This is a genomic window from Pseudonocardia nematodicida (assembly GCF_040105385.1).
GTDB classification, from domain to species: Bacteria; Actinomycetota; Actinomycetes; order Mycobacteriales; family Pseudonocardiaceae; genus Pseudonocardia; species Pseudonocardia nematodicida.
On record NZ_JBEDNQ010000004.1, the window covers coordinates 164,528 to 181,084 of the forward strand.

The 16,557-nt window shown below is 73.6% G+C and carries 16 protein-coding genes, 1 tRNA gene and 1 other RNA gene; 6 read left to right on the top strand and 12 right to left on the bottom strand.

What is annotated here, in order from left to right:
• The first annotated feature begins 84 nt into the window (after positions 1-84).
• Positions 85-1,881 carry a 2-isopropylmalate synthase gene (gene leuA / locus WIS52_RS11180; RefSeq protein WP_349298111.1) on the top strand — a complete coding sequence of 599 codons (1,797 nt, stop codon included), beginning with the start codon at positions 85-87 and terminating at the stop codon, positions 1,879-1,881.
• Between the two features lie 434 nt (positions 1,882-2,315).
• Positions 2,316-2,531 carry a hypothetical protein gene (locus WIS52_RS11185; protein ID WP_349298112.1) on the top strand — a complete coding sequence of 72 codons (216 nt, stop codon included), beginning with the start codon at positions 2,316-2,318 and terminating at the stop codon, positions 2,529-2,531.
• A gap of 94 nt (positions 2,532-2,625) precedes the next feature.
• Here the strand turns inward: WIS52_RS11185 and recR are convergent, their stop codons facing one another.
• A complete protein-coding gene (gene recR / locus WIS52_RS11190; RefSeq protein WP_349298113.1) occupies positions 2,626-3,243 on the bottom strand; it encodes a recombination mediator RecR in 618 nt (205 codons plus the stop codon).
• Position 3,244: 1 nt separating this feature from the next.
• Positions 3,245-3,559 (bottom strand): YbaB/EbfC family nucleoid-associated protein, encoded by a 315-nt coding sequence (locus WIS52_RS11195; protein WP_349298442.1) that lies wholly within the window; start codon positions 3,557-3,559, stop codon positions 3,245-3,247.
• A 129-nt stretch (positions 3,560-3,688) separates the two neighbouring features.
• Between WIS52_RS11195 and WIS52_RS11200 the strand changes: the two genes are divergently transcribed.
• Positions 3,689-4,456 (top strand): N-acetylmuramoyl-L-alanine amidase, encoded by a 768-nt coding sequence (locus tag WIS52_RS11200; RefSeq protein ID WP_349298114.1) that lies wholly within the window; start codon positions 3,689-3,691, stop codon positions 4,454-4,456.
• A 5-nt stretch (positions 4,457-4,461) separates the two neighbouring features.
• On the opposite strand, the gene WIS52_RS11205 is transcribed toward WIS52_RS11200, so the two are convergent.
• Positions 4,462-6,927, bottom strand: a complete 2,466-nt coding sequence (locus tag WIS52_RS11205) for a DNA polymerase III subunit gamma and tau (RefSeq protein ID WP_349298115.1) — start codon at positions 6,925-6,927, stop codon at positions 4,462-4,464.
• Positions 6,928-6,989: 62 nt separating this feature from the next.
• An RNA gene (ffs, locus tag WIS52_RS11210) (signal recognition particle sRNA small type) lies at positions 6,990-7,084 on the bottom strand.
• Positions 7,085-7,164: 80 nt separating this feature from the next.
• Here ffs and WIS52_RS11215 point away from each other — a divergent pair.
• A tRNA-Ser gene (locus WIS52_RS11215) sits at positions 7,165-7,252 on the top strand.
• 56 nt (positions 7,253-7,308) lie between these two features.
• Here the strand turns inward: WIS52_RS11215 and WIS52_RS11220 are convergent.
• Complete coding sequence (locus WIS52_RS11220) at positions 7,309-7,614, bottom strand: nucleoside triphosphate pyrophosphohydrolase family protein (RefSeq protein WP_349298116.1); 306 nt, start codon at positions 7,612-7,614, stop codon at positions 7,309-7,311.
• A gap of 110 nt (positions 7,615-7,724) precedes the next feature.
• On the opposite strand from WIS52_RS11220, the gene WIS52_RS11225 reads away from it, so the two are divergent.
• Complete coding sequence (locus WIS52_RS11225; RefSeq protein ID WP_349298117.1) at positions 7,725-9,026, top strand: DUF222 domain-containing protein; 1,302 nt, start codon at positions 7,725-7,727, stop codon at positions 9,024-9,026.
• A gap of 56 nt (positions 9,027-9,082) precedes the next feature.
• Here the strand turns inward: WIS52_RS11225 and argG are convergent, their stop codons facing one another.
• Entirely contained in the window at positions 9,083-10,507 is a 1,425-nt protein-coding gene (argG, locus tag WIS52_RS11230) for an argininosuccinate synthase (RefSeq protein ID WP_349298118.1), read from the bottom strand.
• 104 nt (positions 10,508-10,611) lie between these two features.
• Between argG and WIS52_RS11235 the strand changes: the two genes are divergently transcribed.
• The gene (locus WIS52_RS11235) at positions 10,612-11,178 is read left to right on the top strand and encodes a GyrI-like domain-containing protein (protein ID WP_349298119.1); all 567 of its coding nucleotides are present in this window, start codon (positions 10,612-10,614) and stop codon (positions 11,176-11,178) included.
• A 22-nt stretch (positions 11,179-11,200) separates the two neighbouring features.
• On the opposite strand, the gene WIS52_RS11240 is transcribed toward WIS52_RS11235, so the two are convergent.
• The 6 genes from WIS52_RS11240 to dapA are packed head-to-tail and all read right to left on the bottom strand — an operon-like array spanning position 11,201 to position 16,532.
• Entirely contained in the window at positions 11,201-11,965 is a 765-nt protein-coding gene (locus WIS52_RS11240; protein WP_349298120.1) for a hypothetical protein, read from the bottom strand.
• Positions 11,962-13,137 carry an acyl-CoA dehydrogenase family protein gene (locus tag WIS52_RS11245; protein ID WP_349298121.1) on the bottom strand — a complete coding sequence of 392 codons (1,176 nt, stop codon included), beginning with the start codon at positions 13,135-13,137 and terminating at the stop codon, positions 11,962-11,964. Before WIS52_RS11245 ends, WIS52_RS11240 begins: the two co-directional genes overlap by 4 nt.
• Complete coding sequence (locus WIS52_RS11250; RefSeq protein WP_349298122.1) at positions 13,134-13,772, bottom strand: flavin reductase family protein; 639 nt, start codon at positions 13,770-13,772, stop codon at positions 13,134-13,136. Before WIS52_RS11250 ends, WIS52_RS11245 begins: the two co-directional genes overlap by 4 nt.
• Positions 13,769-14,917 (bottom strand): CaiB/BaiF CoA transferase family protein, encoded by a 1,149-nt coding sequence (locus tag WIS52_RS11255; protein WP_349298123.1) that lies wholly within the window; start codon positions 14,915-14,917, stop codon positions 13,769-13,771. The genes WIS52_RS11250 and WIS52_RS11255 overlap by 4 nt, the downstream gene beginning before the upstream one ends.
• Entirely contained in the window at positions 14,914-15,627 is a 714-nt protein-coding gene (locus WIS52_RS11260) for an RraA family protein (protein WP_349298124.1), read from the bottom strand. Before WIS52_RS11260 ends, WIS52_RS11255 begins: the two co-directional genes overlap by 4 nt.
• A complete protein-coding gene (gene dapA, locus WIS52_RS11265) occupies positions 15,624-16,532 on the bottom strand; it encodes a 4-hydroxy-tetrahydrodipicolinate synthase (protein WP_349298125.1) in 909 nt (302 codons plus the stop codon). The genes WIS52_RS11260 and dapA overlap by 4 nt, the downstream gene beginning before the upstream one ends.
• Between the last annotated feature and the right edge of the window lie 25 nt (positions 16,533-16,557).

Below are 16,557 nucleotides of genomic sequence, written 5' to 3' on the forward strand. Positions count from 1 at the left end.
GGGTCTGATCCGACCGGCCCCTCGTCGCGGGGTGTGGCGTGTCCGCCGGTCAGTACACCGTCAGACACCCCAGGAGCACCCCGGATGACCACGTCCCCGGACGCCTACTCGTCGCGCCCCGCCAGCAACGTCCGCACCCCGGCGGGCCCCGCGCACTCCGCCCAGCCCGCCTGGAACCGGCAGCGCGGCTCGCAGATGCCCGTCCACCGGTACAAGCCGTTCCACCAGCTGGTCGAGCCGGTCTCGCTGCCCGACCGCACCTGGCCCGACAAGGTCATCGACCGGGCGCCGCTGTGGTGCGCGGTCGACCTGCGGGACGGCAACCAGGCGCTGATCGACCCGATGAGCCCGCTGCGCAAGCGGCGGATGTTCGACCTGCTGGTACGCATGGGCTACAAGCAGATCGAGGTCGGCTTCCCGGCCGCCAGCCAGACCGACTTCGACTTCGTCCGCGAGATCATCGAAGACGGGGCGATCCCGGACGACGTGCAGATCCAGGTCCTCACCCAGGCCCGGCCCGAGCTGATCGAACGCACCTTCGCGGCCTGCGAGGGCGCGCACTCGGCGATCGTGCACCTGTACAACTCGACGTCGATCCTGCAGCGCCGGGTGGTGTTCCGCTCCGACCGCCCGGGCATCTCCAAGATCGCGACCGACGGCGCCGAGGAGGTGCAGCGGTTCGCCGAGAAGTACCCGAACACCGACTGGACCTTCCAGTACTCACCGGAGTCCTACACCGGCACCGAGCTGGAGTACGCCGTCGAGATCTGCAACGCGGTCAGCGCCGTCTGGCAGCCGACCCCGGAGCGGCCGATGATCGTCAACCTGCCGGCGACGGTGGAGATGGCGACCCCGAACGTCTACGCCGACTCCATCGAGTGGATGCACCGCAACCTGGACCGCCGGGACTCCCTGGTCCTGTCGCTGCACCCGCACAACGACCGCGGCAGCGGCATCGCGGCCGCCGAGCTGGGCTACCAGGCCGGCGCCGACCGGATCGAGGGGTGCCTGTTCGGCAACGGCGAGCGCACCGGCAACGTCGACCTGGTCGCGCTGGGGATGAACCTGTTCACCCAGGGCGTCGACCCGCAGATCGACTTCTCGGACATCGACGAGGTCCGCCGGACCGTCGAGTACTGCAACCAGCTCCCGGTGCACGAGCGGCACCCGTGGGGCGGCGACCTGGTCTACACCGCGTTCTCCGGCTCGCACCAGGACGCGATCAACAAGGGCTTCGCGGCGATGGAGGCCGAGGCCGCCGGCGCCGGGCACCCGGTCGCCGAGCACCCGTGGGAGGTCCCGTACCTGCCCGTCGACCCCAAGGACATCGGCCGCACCTACGAGGCTGTCATCCGGGTCAACTCGCAGTCCGGCAAGGGCGGCATCGCCTACATCATGAAGACCGAGCACCAGCTGGACCTGCCGCGCCGGCTGCAGATCGAGTTCTCGCACGTGGTGCAGGCCTACACCGACTCCGAGGGCGGCGAGGTCGAGCCCAAGGCGATGCGCGACGCGTTCGACGTCGAGTACCTCGGCCGGGAGACCCCGCTCAAGCTGATCCGGCACCGGGTCACCAGCGACGGCGAGGGCCGCGACGAGATCGTCGCGACCGTCCGGGTGGAGTCGGACCTGCACGAGATCAGCGGCGCCGGCAACGGCCCGCTCGCCGCGTTCGTCGACGCGCTGGCCGGGATCGGGTTCGACGTCCGGGTGCTCGACTACCACGAGCACGCGATGGGCGGGGGCGACGACGCCCGCGCCGCCGCCTACGTCGAGTGCGCCGTCGAGGAGAAGGTCTTCTGGGGCGTCGGGATCGACGGCTCGATCACCAGCGCGACGCTCAAGGCGGTCGTGTCGGCGGTCAACCGCGCGCTGCGGTAGTCCTCCGGTGACCGGCGCGCCGTACCGCGGCGCGCCGGTCGGCCGGGCCGTTCGGCACAGGGTGTCCGATTCGTGACCCGGCCCCGCCCGATTCCCACCCCCTGGCCTACTGCCCCCGGACGGCGCAGCCCGGCAGGCCATATCGTCGGCGTCGGCGTAGCCCGTCCGGGCGACACCGATCCGGCTCACCGGACGAGTGGCGCAACACGCACACGGATCGTGCACCGTCCATCCCCTGCCGGTGTCATCCCCCTGCCGTGCCCCCGTCACCTGTACGCGATTGCACCGGGATACGACCTTGTGCAATCTGGAAGTGCCCGGTGACGGGCGCCACTGCAGGAACGAGGAGGACAGAGGGGAGAACACATGAACCGCAGGACACAGGGGCACCGCGCAGGGAAGCGCGGGCGAGCGCGTACCGGGCGGTGGTCACCATGATCCCGTTGACGACGGTCGTCGTCATCGGCCTGACGGTCCTGGTGCTGCTCGCGATCGGGATCGGTCTGGCCGAGGCCGCGCAACGCTCGGCATGGCGCCGGATCGCGGCCGAGCGGCGCAGGGCGTGGGAACACCGGCAGCGCCAGGTGAACCGGCAGCGCCAGATGCACCGCGGCAGGGAGACCGAGTCCTGGGGCGACGAGGACGACTGAGGAGACGGCGCAGCGGCGGGGGGTTGCTGCGCCGAGGCCGGTTCACATCCGACGACATCGGAGGTGGACCGGCCGCCGTCGTGCCCGGGACCGGCTACAGCGAGCGGCGGCCGGCGAGGGCCCGGCCGAGCGTCATCTCGTCCGCGAACTCCAGGTCCCCGCCCATCGGCAGGCCGGACGCCAGCCGGGTGACGGTCAGCCCCGGGAAGTCGCGCAGCAGCCGGACGAGGTAGGTCGCGGTCGCCTCGCCCTCGGTGTTCGGGTCGGTCGCGATGATGACCTCGGCGATCGCGGTCTCGTCCGACGCGGGACCGGTCCCGCCGAGCCGGGCCAGCAGCTCCCGGATCCGCAGGCTGTCCGGGCCGACCCCGGCGAGCGGGTCCAGCGCACCGCCGAGCACGTGGTAGCGGCCCTTGAACTCCCGGGTCCGCTCGACGGCGAGGACGTCCTTCGGCTCCTCGACGACGCAGACCAGCGTCGGGTCGCGGCGGGCGTCGGCGCAGTACCGGCAGCGGGTCTCGGCGGAGACGTTGCCGCAGACGTCGCAGAACTTGACGCCCTGCTTGACCGTCTGCAGGACGTCCTGCAGCCGGGCGATGTCCGCCGGGTCGGCGGCGAGCAGGTGGAACGCGATCCGCTGCGCGCTCTTCGGCCCGACGCCGGGCAGCCGGCCCAGCTCGTCGATCAGGTCCTGGACCGGGCCCTCGAACACCTCAGGCGCCCGGGAGGCCGAGGCCGCCCATGTCCATCCCGCCCGCGAGCGGGCCCATCTTCTCCTGCTGCAGCTCCTGGGCGCGGCGCACGGCGTCGGTGAGCGCGCCGGCCACGAGGTCCTGGAGGGTCTCGACGTCCTCCGGGTCGACGACCTTCGGGTCGATCTTCACCGAGCGCGGCTCGAGGCCCGCGGTGACGGTGACCTCGACGAGGCCGTTCCCGGCCTGGCCGGTGACCTCGGCGGCGGCGAGCTCGGCCTGGGCCTGCTGGAGCTGCTGCTGCATCTTCTGCGCCTGCTGCAGGATCATCTGCATGTCGGGCTGCTGACCGGGTTGCACGCGTACCCCTCGCTGTCGCTCTCGGCCCGCCCCGGTGGTCGTTCACCCCGACGCGGACCGCACGGACGTCTCCCCGCCAGGGTAGCCGTGTCAGGCTCTACCACCGTGCACGCCCCGATCCGGTCCGTCACCGCGCTCGTCGCCCTCGCGCTGTGTGCCGCCTGCGTGCCCGGGCAGCCACCGCCCGCCGACCGGGAGGCGGCTCCGGCGTCGGCGGTCGCGCAGGCCGCGCCCGTTCCGGTGGTGCTGCTCGACCCGGGCCACAACGGCGGCAACGCCGCGGCGACCGCGGAGATCAACCGCCCGGTGCCGGACGGGCGCGGCGGCACCAAGTCCTGCAACACCACCGGCACCGCCTCCGACGCCGGCTACCCGGAACACGCGTTCAACTGGGACCTCGCACAGCGGGTCCGGACGCGGCTGGAGGCCGCCGGTCTGCGGGTGGTGCTCACCCGCCCCGACGACGACGGCGTCGGCCCCTGCGTGGACGAGCGCGGCGCCGCGGGCGGCCGGGCCGGTGCCGCCGCGGCGGTGTCGTTGCACGCCGACGGCGCCGCTCCGGCCGCCCGCGGGTTCCACGTCGCCCACGCCGACCCGGCGGTGCACGCCGGGCCGGAGTCGTCGCGGCTGGCGACCGCGTTGCGCGACGCGCTGCGGGACGGCTCCTTCCCGCCCGCGGACTACATCGGCCAGGACGGGCTGGACGGCCGCGACGACCTGGCCGGGCTGAACCTGTCCACGGTCCCGACCGCGCTGGTCGAGGCCGGGAACATGCGCAACGCCGAGGAGGCGCGGCTGCTGGCGGATCCCGCCGGGCGGGAGCGCTACGCCGAGGCGATCAGCGCGGGCGTCCTCGCCTTCCTCGGCCGCTGAGAGGGCTACGTCGGGTCGATCGTGCGCGCCCCGAGGTGCGTCGTGAGGATCTCCAGCGCGGCGGCCTCCGGGTCCCGGCGGGCGCCGGGCGTCGCCGCCTCGGCCGCGGCCTCGGCGATCATCGCCTCCTCCTCGTCGCGCTGGTTGCGGGGCGGGGATGCACGGACCGGGCCGTCCCCCGCGGCCGGGTCGGGCGGCGCGTCGTCCGGCGGGGGTTCGGGCGGCAGCGGGATGCCGGTGTCCGCACCGCCCTCGCGGCGCCGCGGAGCAGCGCCCTGCTGCTGATCACCGGAGGGCGCCTGCCGCTGCGACGGCCGCTGCGGGGCGGCCCGCTGCGGACGCTCGGCAGCCGGCCGGGCGCGGGCACCACCGGCGTCGCCCTGGTCGCACCGGACCTGCCACTGCACGCCGAGCACCGCGCGCAGGGCGTCGCTGATGACGTCGGTGTTGCGCTGCTCGGAGAGCCGCCGGGCCAGCGGCGGCGCGCCGATGGCCAGGACGAGGACGTCGCCGTCGACGGCGCGCACGGTCGCGTTCACCAGCAGCGCCTCGGTGCTGCGGCTGCGCTGGCGGACCGCGGCGAGGATCTCCGGCCAGACCCGGCGGACGGCGGTGGCGTCCAGTGACGCGGCGGCCGGGGCGGGCTGGGCGGACGCCGGGGGTGCCGCGTCGGGCGGGGCGCCGTCGCGCGGGGGGCGGGGGCGGGACGCGTCGGGGGCCGGGCGTTCGCGATCGGCCGACGTTCCCGGCGCCTCCCGGTCCGCCGGGGGCTCGCCGGTGGCGGCCGTCGCGTCGGAGGAGGCAACGCCCGGGCCCGCCGGCTCGGTGGTGGAGGCGCTCCGGTCCCCCGTTGCCGACCCGCCGGGCTGCGAGGCGCGCCCGGCTCCGGTGCCGCCGGCCGGCTCCGGCTCAATCGTGGCGCCCGCGGTCACAGGACCCGGCTCAGAGGCCGTCGGAGCCGGGGCGCCCGCCTCGGGGGCGGTCTCCGGGGCAGCGGCCCCCGAGCCACCGGACCCGGAGTCACCGCGGCCGTCACCGGCTGCCGTACCGTCGCCGCCTGCCGTACCGGTGTCGGCTGCTGTGCCGGTACCGACGTCCGTCCCGGTGCCGGCTGTCGTCCCGCGGCGGCTCGGAGCCGTGGTCGCGGCCGGACCCCTGTCGGACGTAGCCGCCGCACGACCCCCGTCCGTCGCACCGCCGGAGCCGCCCTCGTCGCCACCGCGCGGCGCCGCGGCCCCGGAAGGCCGTTCGCTGGGCCGCACGAACCGGCGGGACGCGCCCCCCTCGTCGCCGTCCACCGGACCGGGGGCGATCGCGTTGCGCCGCTCGATCCGCTCCAGCCGCTCCAGCAGGCCGCCGTCGGACGTGGTGGCGGCGGGCAGCAGCATCCGGGCGCACAGCAGCTCGAGCAGCAGCCGGGGCGCGGTCGCGCCCCGCATCTCGATCAGGCCCTGGTGCAGGATCTCGCCGTACCGGGTCAGCGTGGCGGGCCCGAGCTGCGCCGCCTGGTCGGCCATCCGGGACAGCTCGTCGGCGGCGCCGTCGACGATGCCCTGCTCCGCGGCGTCCGGCACCGCCTGGATCAGCATCAGGTCGCGGACGCGCTGCAGCAGGTCGGAGGCGAACCGGCGCGGGTCGTGCCCGGCCTCGACCAGCCGGTCCACCGCGGCGTAGACGGCCGCGCCGTCACCCGCGGCGAGCGCGTCCACCGCGTCGTCGATCAGCCCGGAGTCGGTGACGCCGAGCAGCGCCACCGCGCGCTCGTAGCTGATGCCCTGCTCCCCGGCCCCGGCGAGCAGCTGGTCGAGCACCGAGAGGGTGTCCCGGGCCGAGCCGCCGCCGGCCCGGATGACCAGCGGGAACACCGGCGGCGCGACGGTGACCTCCTCCTCGCCGCAGATCTTCTCCAGCAGGGAACGCATGGTGCCCGGCGGGATGAGCCGGAACGGGTAGTGGTGGGTGCGCGACCGGATCGTCGGCAGCACCTTGTCCGGCTCGGTCGTCGCGAACACGAAGACCAGGTGCTCCGGCGGCTCCTCGACGATCTTGAGGAGCGCGTTGAAGCCCTGGGTGGTGACCATGTGCGCCTCGTCGACGACGAACACCCGGTACCGCGACTCCGCCGGCGCGTAGAACGCGCGGTCCCGCAGCTCGCGGGCGTCCTCCACACCACCGTGCGAGGCCGCGTCGAGCTCGATGACGTCGATGTTGCCGGGCCCCTCGGGCGCCAGCGCGACGCAGGAGTTGCACACCCCGCAGGGCTCCGGTGTGGGTCCCTCGACGCAGTTCAGCGACCGGGCCAGGATCCGGGCCGACGACGTCTTGCCGCAGCCGCGCGGGCCCGAGAACAGGTACGCGTGGTTGATGCGCCCGGCGCGCAGCGCCGTGGCCAGAGGCTCGGTGACGTGCTCCTGCCCCACGACGTCGGCCAGCTTCGCCGGACGGTACTTGCGGTACAGAGCCAGTGCCACGGCCGCGAGGCTACCGAGCGCCCCCGACAGTCACGGCACGGACGTGAAAAGGGCCTGGAGACAGAAGGGGACCCCGCGCACCCGCCAGAGCCTGTTGACCCTTGCTGCCTTCCGGCCCTGGGGGAGTTCACAGGATGGACGCCGCACGGGGTCCACGGACAGTGTGCCACGGACGCCGCCCCGGAGCGGCGGGGGGCGGCGGGAGGATCACGACCGGCGACGGGTAGCCTCCTCTGCGGAGGATTCGCCTAGTGGCCTAGGGCGCACGCTTGGAAAGCGTGTTGGGAGCAATCCCTCAGGGGTTCAAATCCCCTATCCTCCGCCAGCCCGTACGGGCAGAGCGCCGGGCACACCGCAGAGGTGGCCCGGCGTTCGTCGTTGCTACCAGGAGTCGAGGTAGACGCGCCCGTCGAACGTCCCGCTCCGCGCGCGCTCGTCCACAGCGAGCTGTTCGATCCGGTCGAGCGTCAGACCGTGCGCCGTCGCCGGCGCCCGCAGCACCTTCAGCACGTCCGCCAGCTCCTCGGGGACCAGCTCCGGTTCCGCGGCCGCGACCTCGTCCGCCTCCTCCCGGAGCTTCGCCTTCAGAGCCTCGACGAACTCGGCTCCGTCGAGCACCCGCACGTCGGACTCGCGGCCCTCCCGACGGATGCGATCCGGAATCCTGTCGCGGACCAGCTTGCCCACTCTCCTCCTGCGCCCGGCGCTCGCCGATGGACGCCGGCTCGGCGTCATCATCGTGCTCGATCACGAACACGGTCTCGCAATCGAACCGGCGTTCGAGTAGAATGGGGCGTATGACCGCGCTCCTCGAACCCCCGATCTGGGCACTCGACCCGGACGACGAGGAGCTGCCCACCTTCCCCGACGACGACCTCGACCTGGTGTTCGTCGAAGCCGCCCTCGATCGGCTCCTGGCCTCGGCCGGCGCCGGGCGCACCGCCCCCGAGAGCATCGACCGGATCCGCCGGATCAAGACCCAGCTCAACCGCCTCGACGCCGCCCTGCACGACACCGCCCACGACTTCGCCCGCACCCACGTCGCCGCGCGCCTCGACACCGCCGGCGCCCAGGCCGCCGAAACACTCGACCCGGACAAGCTCGAGCAGAGTGTCGCCGCCCAGATCGCCCTCGCCTGCCGCACCTCGGTCCACCACGGCCGCACCCGGATCCGCGTCGCCCGCGACCTGCACAACGGATTCGACCACCTGCACACCCTGTTCCTCGCCGGCGAACTCGACGCCGACAAGGTCTCGGCGATCGTCACCGCCGCCGACACGTTGTCGCGCGCCCAGCGCGCCGAACTCGACCGGCGCCTGGCCGAACACGACCTGACCCGGCTCGGGATCGGGCGGCTGCGGGACCTGACCCGGCGGCTGGTCGCCGAGATCGCCCCCGCCGACTTCGCCAAGCGCTGCGAGGCCGCGAAGAACACGCGGCGGGTCACCGTGCGCCCCGCCGCGGACGGGATGGCGTTCCTGACCGCCTACCTGCCCGTCGAGCAGGCCGTCGGCTGCGTGGCCGCGTTGGACAAGGCTCACCGCGACCTCTCGGCCAGCCCCGAGCCGCTGCCCCGCACCCGGGGGCAGGTCATGGCCGACACCCTCGTCGAACGCCTCACCGGCAAGACCCACGCCACCGACATCGACCTGCACGTCCAGGTCATCGTGCCGGTCGAGGCACTGATCGACCCCGAATCCCCACTCCCCGCCGAGATCCCCGGCTACGGACCCGTCCCGGCCGACCTGCTCGCCACCAACAAAGGCCGCACGACGCTACGCCGGCTCATCACCCGCAAGGGCATCGTCATCGGCGGAGACACCCGCCAACGCCGCTTCACCCGCTTCCTCGACGAACTCATCCGCGCCCGAACCCGCAACCGCTGCACCGAGGCCTACTGCGACGCCCCCATCCGCCACATCGACCACATCACCCGCGCCGCCGACCACGGCACCACCACCCTCGACCAGGGCCGCGGAACCTGCGAATTCCACAACTACCTGCGCGAACAACCCGGATGGAAGGTCGAACACACACCCGACGGCGTCACGACGACCACGCCCACCGGGCACACCTACCCGAACGCGCCGCCGGGATGACGGCACGACGAGGACATCGATCGCGGTAGGTGATCTCGCTCGACCAGCGGGTCCGTTCAGTCCGTGCCCGCCTCCATCGCCGCCCGGTCCAGCGACTCCTCGGCGTGCTCGGCCTCGGGGTCCGACGGCGTCGCGGTGATCTCCGCCGCGCGCCCGGCCTCCACGTCGCCGACGAAGGTCCGGAACGACCCGCCGAGCATCCCGGTGGCCGCGTACTGCTCCAGCTTCGCGCGGGAGTCGGCCAGGTCCAGGTTGCGCAGGGTGAGCTGCCCGATCCGGTCACCCGGGGTGAACGGGGCGTCCTCGACGCGCTCCATCGACAGCCGGTCCTCGGCGTAGGCCAGCGCCGGGCCGCGGGTGTCGAGCACCGACCAGTCGTTGCCGCGCCGCAGCCGCAGCGTGACCGACCCGGTGATCGCGTTGCCGACCCAGCGGGTCAGCGACTCGCGCAGCATCAGCGACTGCGGTTCCAGCCACCGGCCCTCGTAGAGCAGCCGGCCCAGCCGGCGGCCCTGCTCGGAGTAGGCGGCGAGCGAGTCCTCGTTGTGGATCGCGGAGACGAGCCGCTCGTAGGTGACGAACAGCAATGCCATCGCCGGGGCCTCGTAGATGCCGCGGCTCTTGGCCTCGATGATCCGGTTCTCGATCTGGTCGGTCATGCCGAGGCCGTGCCGGCCGCCGATCGCGTTGGCCTCCTCGACCAGCGCGACCGGGTCGTCGTAGCGGGTGCCGTTGATCGCGACGGGCCGGCCCGCCTCCCACTCGACCGTCACGTCCTCGGTCTCGATCGCCACGTCCGGGTCCCAGAACCGCACGCCCATGATCGGCTCGACGATCTCCAGCGAGGTGTCGAGGTGCTCGAGGCGCTTCGCCTCGTGGGTGGCGCCCCAGATGTTGGCGTCGGTCGAGTACGCCTTCTCCGCCGACGCCCGGTACGGCAGGTTCCGCTCGCCGAGCCAGTGGCTCATCTCGGTGCGGCCGCCGAGCTGGTCGACGAACACCTCGTCCAGCCACGGCTTGTAGATGCGCAGCGCCGGGTTGGCGAGCAGGCCGTAGCGGTAGAACCGCTCGATGTCGTTGCCCTTGAAGGTCGACCCGTCGCCCCAGATCGAGACGCCGTCCTCGGCCATCGCCCGGACCAGCAGGGTGCCGGTGACGGCCCGCCCGATCGGGGTGGTGTTGAAGTACGGCATGCCGCCGGCGCGGATGTGGAACGCGCCGCAGGCGATCGCGGCGATGCCCTCGTCGACCAGCGCGCGACGGCAGTCGACGACGCGGGCGACCTCGGCGCCGTACTCCAGGGCGCGCTCGCGGACGGCGACGAGGTCGGGCTCGTCGGGCTGTCCGAGGTCGGCGGTGTAGGCGTAGGGCATCGCGCCGTTCTCGCGCATCCACGCGACCGCGACCGACGTGTCGAGGCCACCGGAGAAGGCGATACCGACGCGCTCGCCGGCGGGAAGGCTGGTCAGGATCTTCGGCACGCGAGCGACGCTAACAATGCGGCTGACACGCAGGTCAGCCGGTGTCGTTCGGCGCGCGGCCGCGGCATGATCGGTGTCGAGCGGCGAGCCGACGAGGAGGAGCCGTGCCGGACAAGGTCGACCTCAAACGGACCCTCCCCTGTTACCGGGCGCGCCGCGACACCCCGGAGCTGGTCGACGTCCCCGACCTGCGGTACCTGATGCTCGACGGCCACGGCGACCCGAACACCGCCGCCTGGACCGACGCGGTGTCGACGCTGTTCCCCGCCGCCTACCGGCTCAAGGCCGCCGCGAGGCGCGAGCTCGGCCGCGACCACGTCGTCATGCCTCTGGAGGCGCTCTGGTGGGCCGACGACATGGCGTCGTTCACAGACGCACGGGACAAGTCGCGGTGGCACTGGACCGTCATGATCATGCAGCCGGACTGGATCGAGCCCGGCATGGTGACCGGGGGTCCGCGACTGGAGACGCTCTCCGAGGGCCGCTGCGTACAGGCCCTGCACGTCGGGCCCTACGACGACGAGGCCGCGCTGATCCGCCGCATGCACGACGGGATCGGCCCCGACCTGCGGCTGACCGGCCGGCACCACGAGATCTACCTCAGCGACCCGCGCCGGGTCGAGCCCGCGAAGCTGCGCACGATCCTGCGCCAGCCGGTGGCACCGGCCTGATCCTCACCGCGCTGCCCGGGCCTCACTGCGACGCCGGCTCACCGATCCCCGGAGCCACCCCGACGGTGACCGCGGTGGCCGAGACGACGGCGCCCTCCGCGAGCCCGAAGTCCGCGACGAGCATGGTCTGCCGCTCGCCGAGATATCCGCCACCGTCCGGATCGACGACCACCTCCTGACGTCGGGGGCCGTCGTCGGCGACGAAGGCGACGCCGGGCTCGCCGTCGGCGTTGCCGGCGGCCGCGACCACGATCCCGGGCAGCGTGCGCAGCACCGCGTAGAGCGATCCGCGCAGGTCCGCCGGAACCTGGCCGGACGCCAGCAACGTCCGCGCGGTGGCCAGCGGGTGGCGCGGGCCGGTGTCCGCGAGCAGCCGGTCCCGGAGGAGATCCGGCTCGCGGGGCAGCTCGGCGAGGAACTCCGGCGCCGGCAGATCCCAGGACGCGTCCCGCGGTCGCGCGGGGCGCCCGGATCCCGCGGCGAAGTAGTCGCCGTACGCGGCGCGCCAGCGCCCGGTCGGCCAGCGAGGGCCGGTGTCGAGGCCCTGTGCCCGTGCCCGCTCCTCGTCACCGGCGAGCCACTCGTGCCGCCCGGTCGTCCGCCGGTCCCACATCCAGTCGTCGCTTGGATCCGTCGGGACCCATTCGGTGAGCAGCTGCTCGTACAGGCAGACGAACGGCTTGCCGTCCGGCGTACTCATGTGGGCGGACCACCAGGCCCGGGTGGTCACGTGCCGGTACTCTCCCGCCCCGACCGGCGCGTCGTCCCGGACGTCGATCGCGGTCACCCCTCGAACGCCGAGATCCCGGTCAGCGCCCGCCCGATGGTCAGCGTGTGCACCTCCGAGGTGCCCTCGTAGGTCAGCACCGACTCCAGGTTCGCGGCGTGCCGCAGCGGCGGGTACTCGGTGGTGATCCCGCTGCCGCCCAGGATCGTCCGGCACACCCGCGCCGTCTCGATCGCCTCCCGGACGTTGTTGAGCTTGCCCAGGCTGACCTGCTCGGGCCGCAGCGTCCCGGCGTCCTTGAGCCGTCCCAGGTGCAGCGCGAGCAGCGCGCTGGTGCTCACCGAGACCGCCCGGTCGGCGATCTTCTGCTGGGTCAGCTGGAACCCGGCGATCGGCCGTCCGAACTGGACACGGGTGGTGGCGTACTCGATCGCCGAGCGCACCGAGTCCCGGGCCGCGCCGACCGCGCCCCAGAGCACCCCGAACCGGGCCTCGCTCAGGCAGGACAGCGGGCCGCGCAGCCCCTCGGCCAGCGGGAGGCGGGCCGAGTCGGGCAGCCGGACGCCGTCGAGGACCAGCTCGGAGGTCACCGACGCGCGCAGCGACATCTTGTTCTTGATGTCGCGGGTGGTGAACCCCGGCGTGCCGCGCGGGACCAGGAATCCGCGGATGCCGTCCTCGGTCTGCGCCCAGACCGTGGCGACGTCGGCGATCCCGCCGTTGGTGATCCACATCTTGGTGCCGTCGAGGATCCAGTCGGTGCCGTCGCGCCGGGCACGGGTGCGCATCCCGGCCGGGTCGCTGCCGTGGTCGGGCTCGGTCAGCCCGAAGCAGCCGATCGCCTCGCCGGCAGCCAGGCGCGGCAGCCACTCCTGCTTCTGCTCCTCGGAGCCCCAGCGGTGGATCGAGAACATCGACAGCGAGCCCTGCACGGACACGAAGCTGCGCAGCCCGCTGTCCGCGGCCTCCAGCTCCAGGCAGGCCAGGCCGTACTCGACCGCGCTGGTCCCTGCGCAGCCGTAGCCCTGCAGGTGCATGCCGAGCAGCCCGAGCTTGCCCAGCTCGGGGACCAGGTCGCGGGGGAACACGCCCGCGTCGAACCACTCCCCGATCGACGGCCGGACGCGGTCGGCGAGGAATCCGGCGACGGCCGACTGGATGTCCCGCTCGGTGTCGCTCAGCGACGAGCGCAGGTCGAGCAGCGCGAGCGGATCGGTCACGGGTGTGGTCACTGACCTGCCTCCACGGGGAGAACGGACTTGGGGGTCTGGACGACGGCCTGCATGCGGGTGATCGCACCCAGCCCGGCGTAGGTGGGACCACCGAGCCGGGCGATCGGCGCGAGTGCCGCGGTGTCGATCTTGCCGTCGGTGAGCAGCCCGTCCCGGACGTGGAAGGCGAGCACCTCCCCGACGACGAACTCGGCGCCGGTCGCGCCGTAGGCGGTCGCCGAGTGCAGCCGGCACTCCATCGCGATCGCGGGGCCGGCGAGCCGGGGCACGGCGACGTGCTCGGACGGCGTGGTGGCGAGCCCGAGGATCTCGACCTCGCTGGCGTCGGCGGGATGCTCGACGGCGCTGGCGTGCACGTCGGAGATCATCGACTCGTCCGGGATGTGCACGACGAACTCACCGGTCGTGTGGATGTTGTGCCCGGTGTCCTTGCGTTCCCCGGCCTTGCGGCCGATGTTGACACCGATCATCGGCGGGGCGTTGGACACGAAGGTGAAGCAGCTGAACGGCGCGAGGTTGAGCACCCCGTCACCGGACAGCGTGGTGATCCAGGCGATCGGCCGCGGGACGACGACGCCGGTCAGCAGCCGGTAGGTCTGCTCCGGGCTCAGCGACCCGGGTGCGACGACGGTCATGACACCTCCTCCGCCACCGGCGCGAGCCAGCGGGTGATCTCGTCGGTGTGCTCACCGAGCCGTGGCGGCGGGCGCCGGTAGGACACCGGTGTCGCCGCGAGCCGGATCGGGTTGGCGACCAGGTCCCGTCCGCCCACGGTAACCCGGGGTGCGAGCTGCAGGTCCTCGGCGAGCCGGAACGCCTCGCCGAGGTCGTTCACCGGCCCGCACGGCACCCCGCGCGGGGTGAGCCGGGCGAACCACTCGTCGGCGGTGTGCGCGGCGAGCAGCGATCCGAGGACGGCGGCCAGCTCGTCGACGTGCGCGACCCGGGCGGTGTTGGTGGCGAACCGGGCGTCGTCGGCGAGCTCGGGCCGGCCCAGTTCGTCGGCGAGCGACCGGAACTGCCGGTCGGTGCCGACGGCGAGCGCGATCGGCCGGTCGGCGGCCGGGAACACCTCGTACGGGGCGATCGACGGGTGCCGGTTGCCCATGATCCCGGGAACGGCGCCGGTCATCGTGTGCGCGCCGGCCTGGTTGGTCATGCTGGACAGCAGGGTGGAGAGCAGGTCCAGGGCGACGGCCTGCCCTTCCCCGGTGCGGTCGCGGTGGCGCAGTGCCGAGAGCACCCCGATCCCGGCGTGCAGGCCGGCCAGGACGTCGACCAGGGCCACGCCGACCTTGGTCGGCTGCCCGGGTCCCGGGCCGGTGATGCTCATCAGGCCGCCGGTGGCCTGCACCAGCAGGTCGTAGCCGGGCAGCGCGGCGCCCGGACCGTCCCCGAAGCCGGAGAGCGAGCAGTGAACGAGGCCGGGGTTGCCGTCGCGCAGCGACTCCTCGTCCAGGCCGAGGCGGGCCATGGTCCCGGGGCGGAAGTTCTCGATCAGGACGTCCGCCCGCAGTGCGAGCTCGCGGGCCGCCCTCCTCCCTTCCGACGTGGCGAGGTCCAGCGACACGGAGCGCTTGTTGCGGTTGACCGACAGCGTGTAGGTGGCCTCGCCGTCGTCGTACGGCGGGCCCCAGGCGCGGGTGTCGTCGCCGGTCCCGGGCCGTTCGACCTTGACCACGTCGGCGCCGAGGTCGCCGAGCAGCATGGTCAGATACGGCGCGGCGAGCACCCGGCTGAAGTCGGCGACCAGCAGGCCGTCCAGCGGGCCGGCGGTCACCGGCGGGCCTCGAACTCGGCGCGCAGCTCCGGCGACGGCGGGTACACCCCGGGCAGCGCGGCCCCGGCGCGGACCTTCCCGGCGATGAACTCCTCCAGTGCCTCCTGCTCGGCGGCGGCCTCGGCCACCTCGGCGGCGAGCGCGCGCGGGATCACCACGACGCCGTCGTCGTCGCCGAGCAGTACGTCGCCGGGGAACACGGCCACCGAGCCGCAGCCGATCGGGACGTCCTGCTCGACGACGCGCAGGTAGGCGCGGCTGACGTTGGCCGTCGCCCCGGCCGACCAGCAGGGCAGCCCGGTGGCGGCGACGCCGGCCGCGTCCCGGACACCGGCGTCGGTCACCAGGCCGGCCGCGCCGCGGACCTTCAGCCGCTCGACCAGGATGTCGCCGCCGGTGGCGGTGCGGGACTCGCCGCGCCCGTCGATCACCAGCACCGCGCCGGCCGGGGTCGACTCGATCACGTCGAACAGCGAGACCCCGGGGACCGGCTTCGTGCCCGGCAGCAGGCCGTCGAGGTCCTCCCGGGACGGGATGGTGCGGGCCGTCCATGCCGCCCCCACCATCCGCCGGCCGGGTGCGACGGGCACGGCGCCGGTGACGAACTGGTCGCGCAGCCCGCGCTGCAGCAGCTGCCCGGCCACGGTCGGGGTGCCGACCCCGGACAGGAGCCCGGCGACCCGCTCGGGGACCGGTTCCCAGGCCGTCACCGCGCGCCGTCCAGCAGGCCCCAGGTCGCGGCGGCCGCGCGCACCTTCTGCTGCCCGGCCGCCGAGAGCGGCACCAGCGGCGCGCGCAGCGCCGGCCCGATCGTCCCGACCTGCGACATCAGCCACTTGACCGCGGTCGGGTTGGTCTCGGTGAGTACGACGTCGTTGAGGTCGAGCAGCCGGTAGTGCAGCTCGCGCGCCTCGTCCCACTTGCCGTCGGCGACTGCGTCGTACATCCGGGCGATCTCGGTCGGGACCAGGTTGGCGGTGACGCTGATGAACCCGGCCCCGCCGATGGCGAGGATCGGGAAGCACAGCGCCTCGAGTCCGGAGTAGAGCAGGAAGTCCGGGCCGGTCTCGCGGAGCACGAAGTTGGCGTGCGCGAAGTCCGGGCTCGCCTCCTTCATCCCGATGATGTTCGGGACGTCCCGGTACAGCCGCCCGACCGTCTCCGGGGCCAGCTCGACGCCGGTCCGGGACGGGATGTTGTACATCACGATCGGGATGTCGACGGCCTCGGCGACCGCGCTGTACCAGGCGTAGAGACCCTCCTGGGTGGGTCGCGCGTAGTAGGGGACGATCACGAGCGCGGCGTCCGCGCCCGCCTCGGCGGCCCGGCGGGTGATCGCGATCGTGTCCGGCAGCTGGTGGGTCCCGGTTCCCGGGACGAACGGCAGCCGCCGGTCCAGCGCCTCGGCCGCGACGTCGATCATCTCCAGGCGCTCGTCGAGGGTCAGCGCACCGGGCTCGCCGGTGGTGCCGGTGACCGAGATGCCGTGGCTGCCCCGCTCGACGTGCTGGTCGATCAGCCGGCGCAGCGTGGCGTGGTCGATCGTGCCGTCGTCGTGGAACGGGGTGACCAGCGGGGCGATCGAGCCCCGCAGGCGGGTGGTCGGGTCAGTCACGGTGGGCCTCCGTCGTGGGTACCGT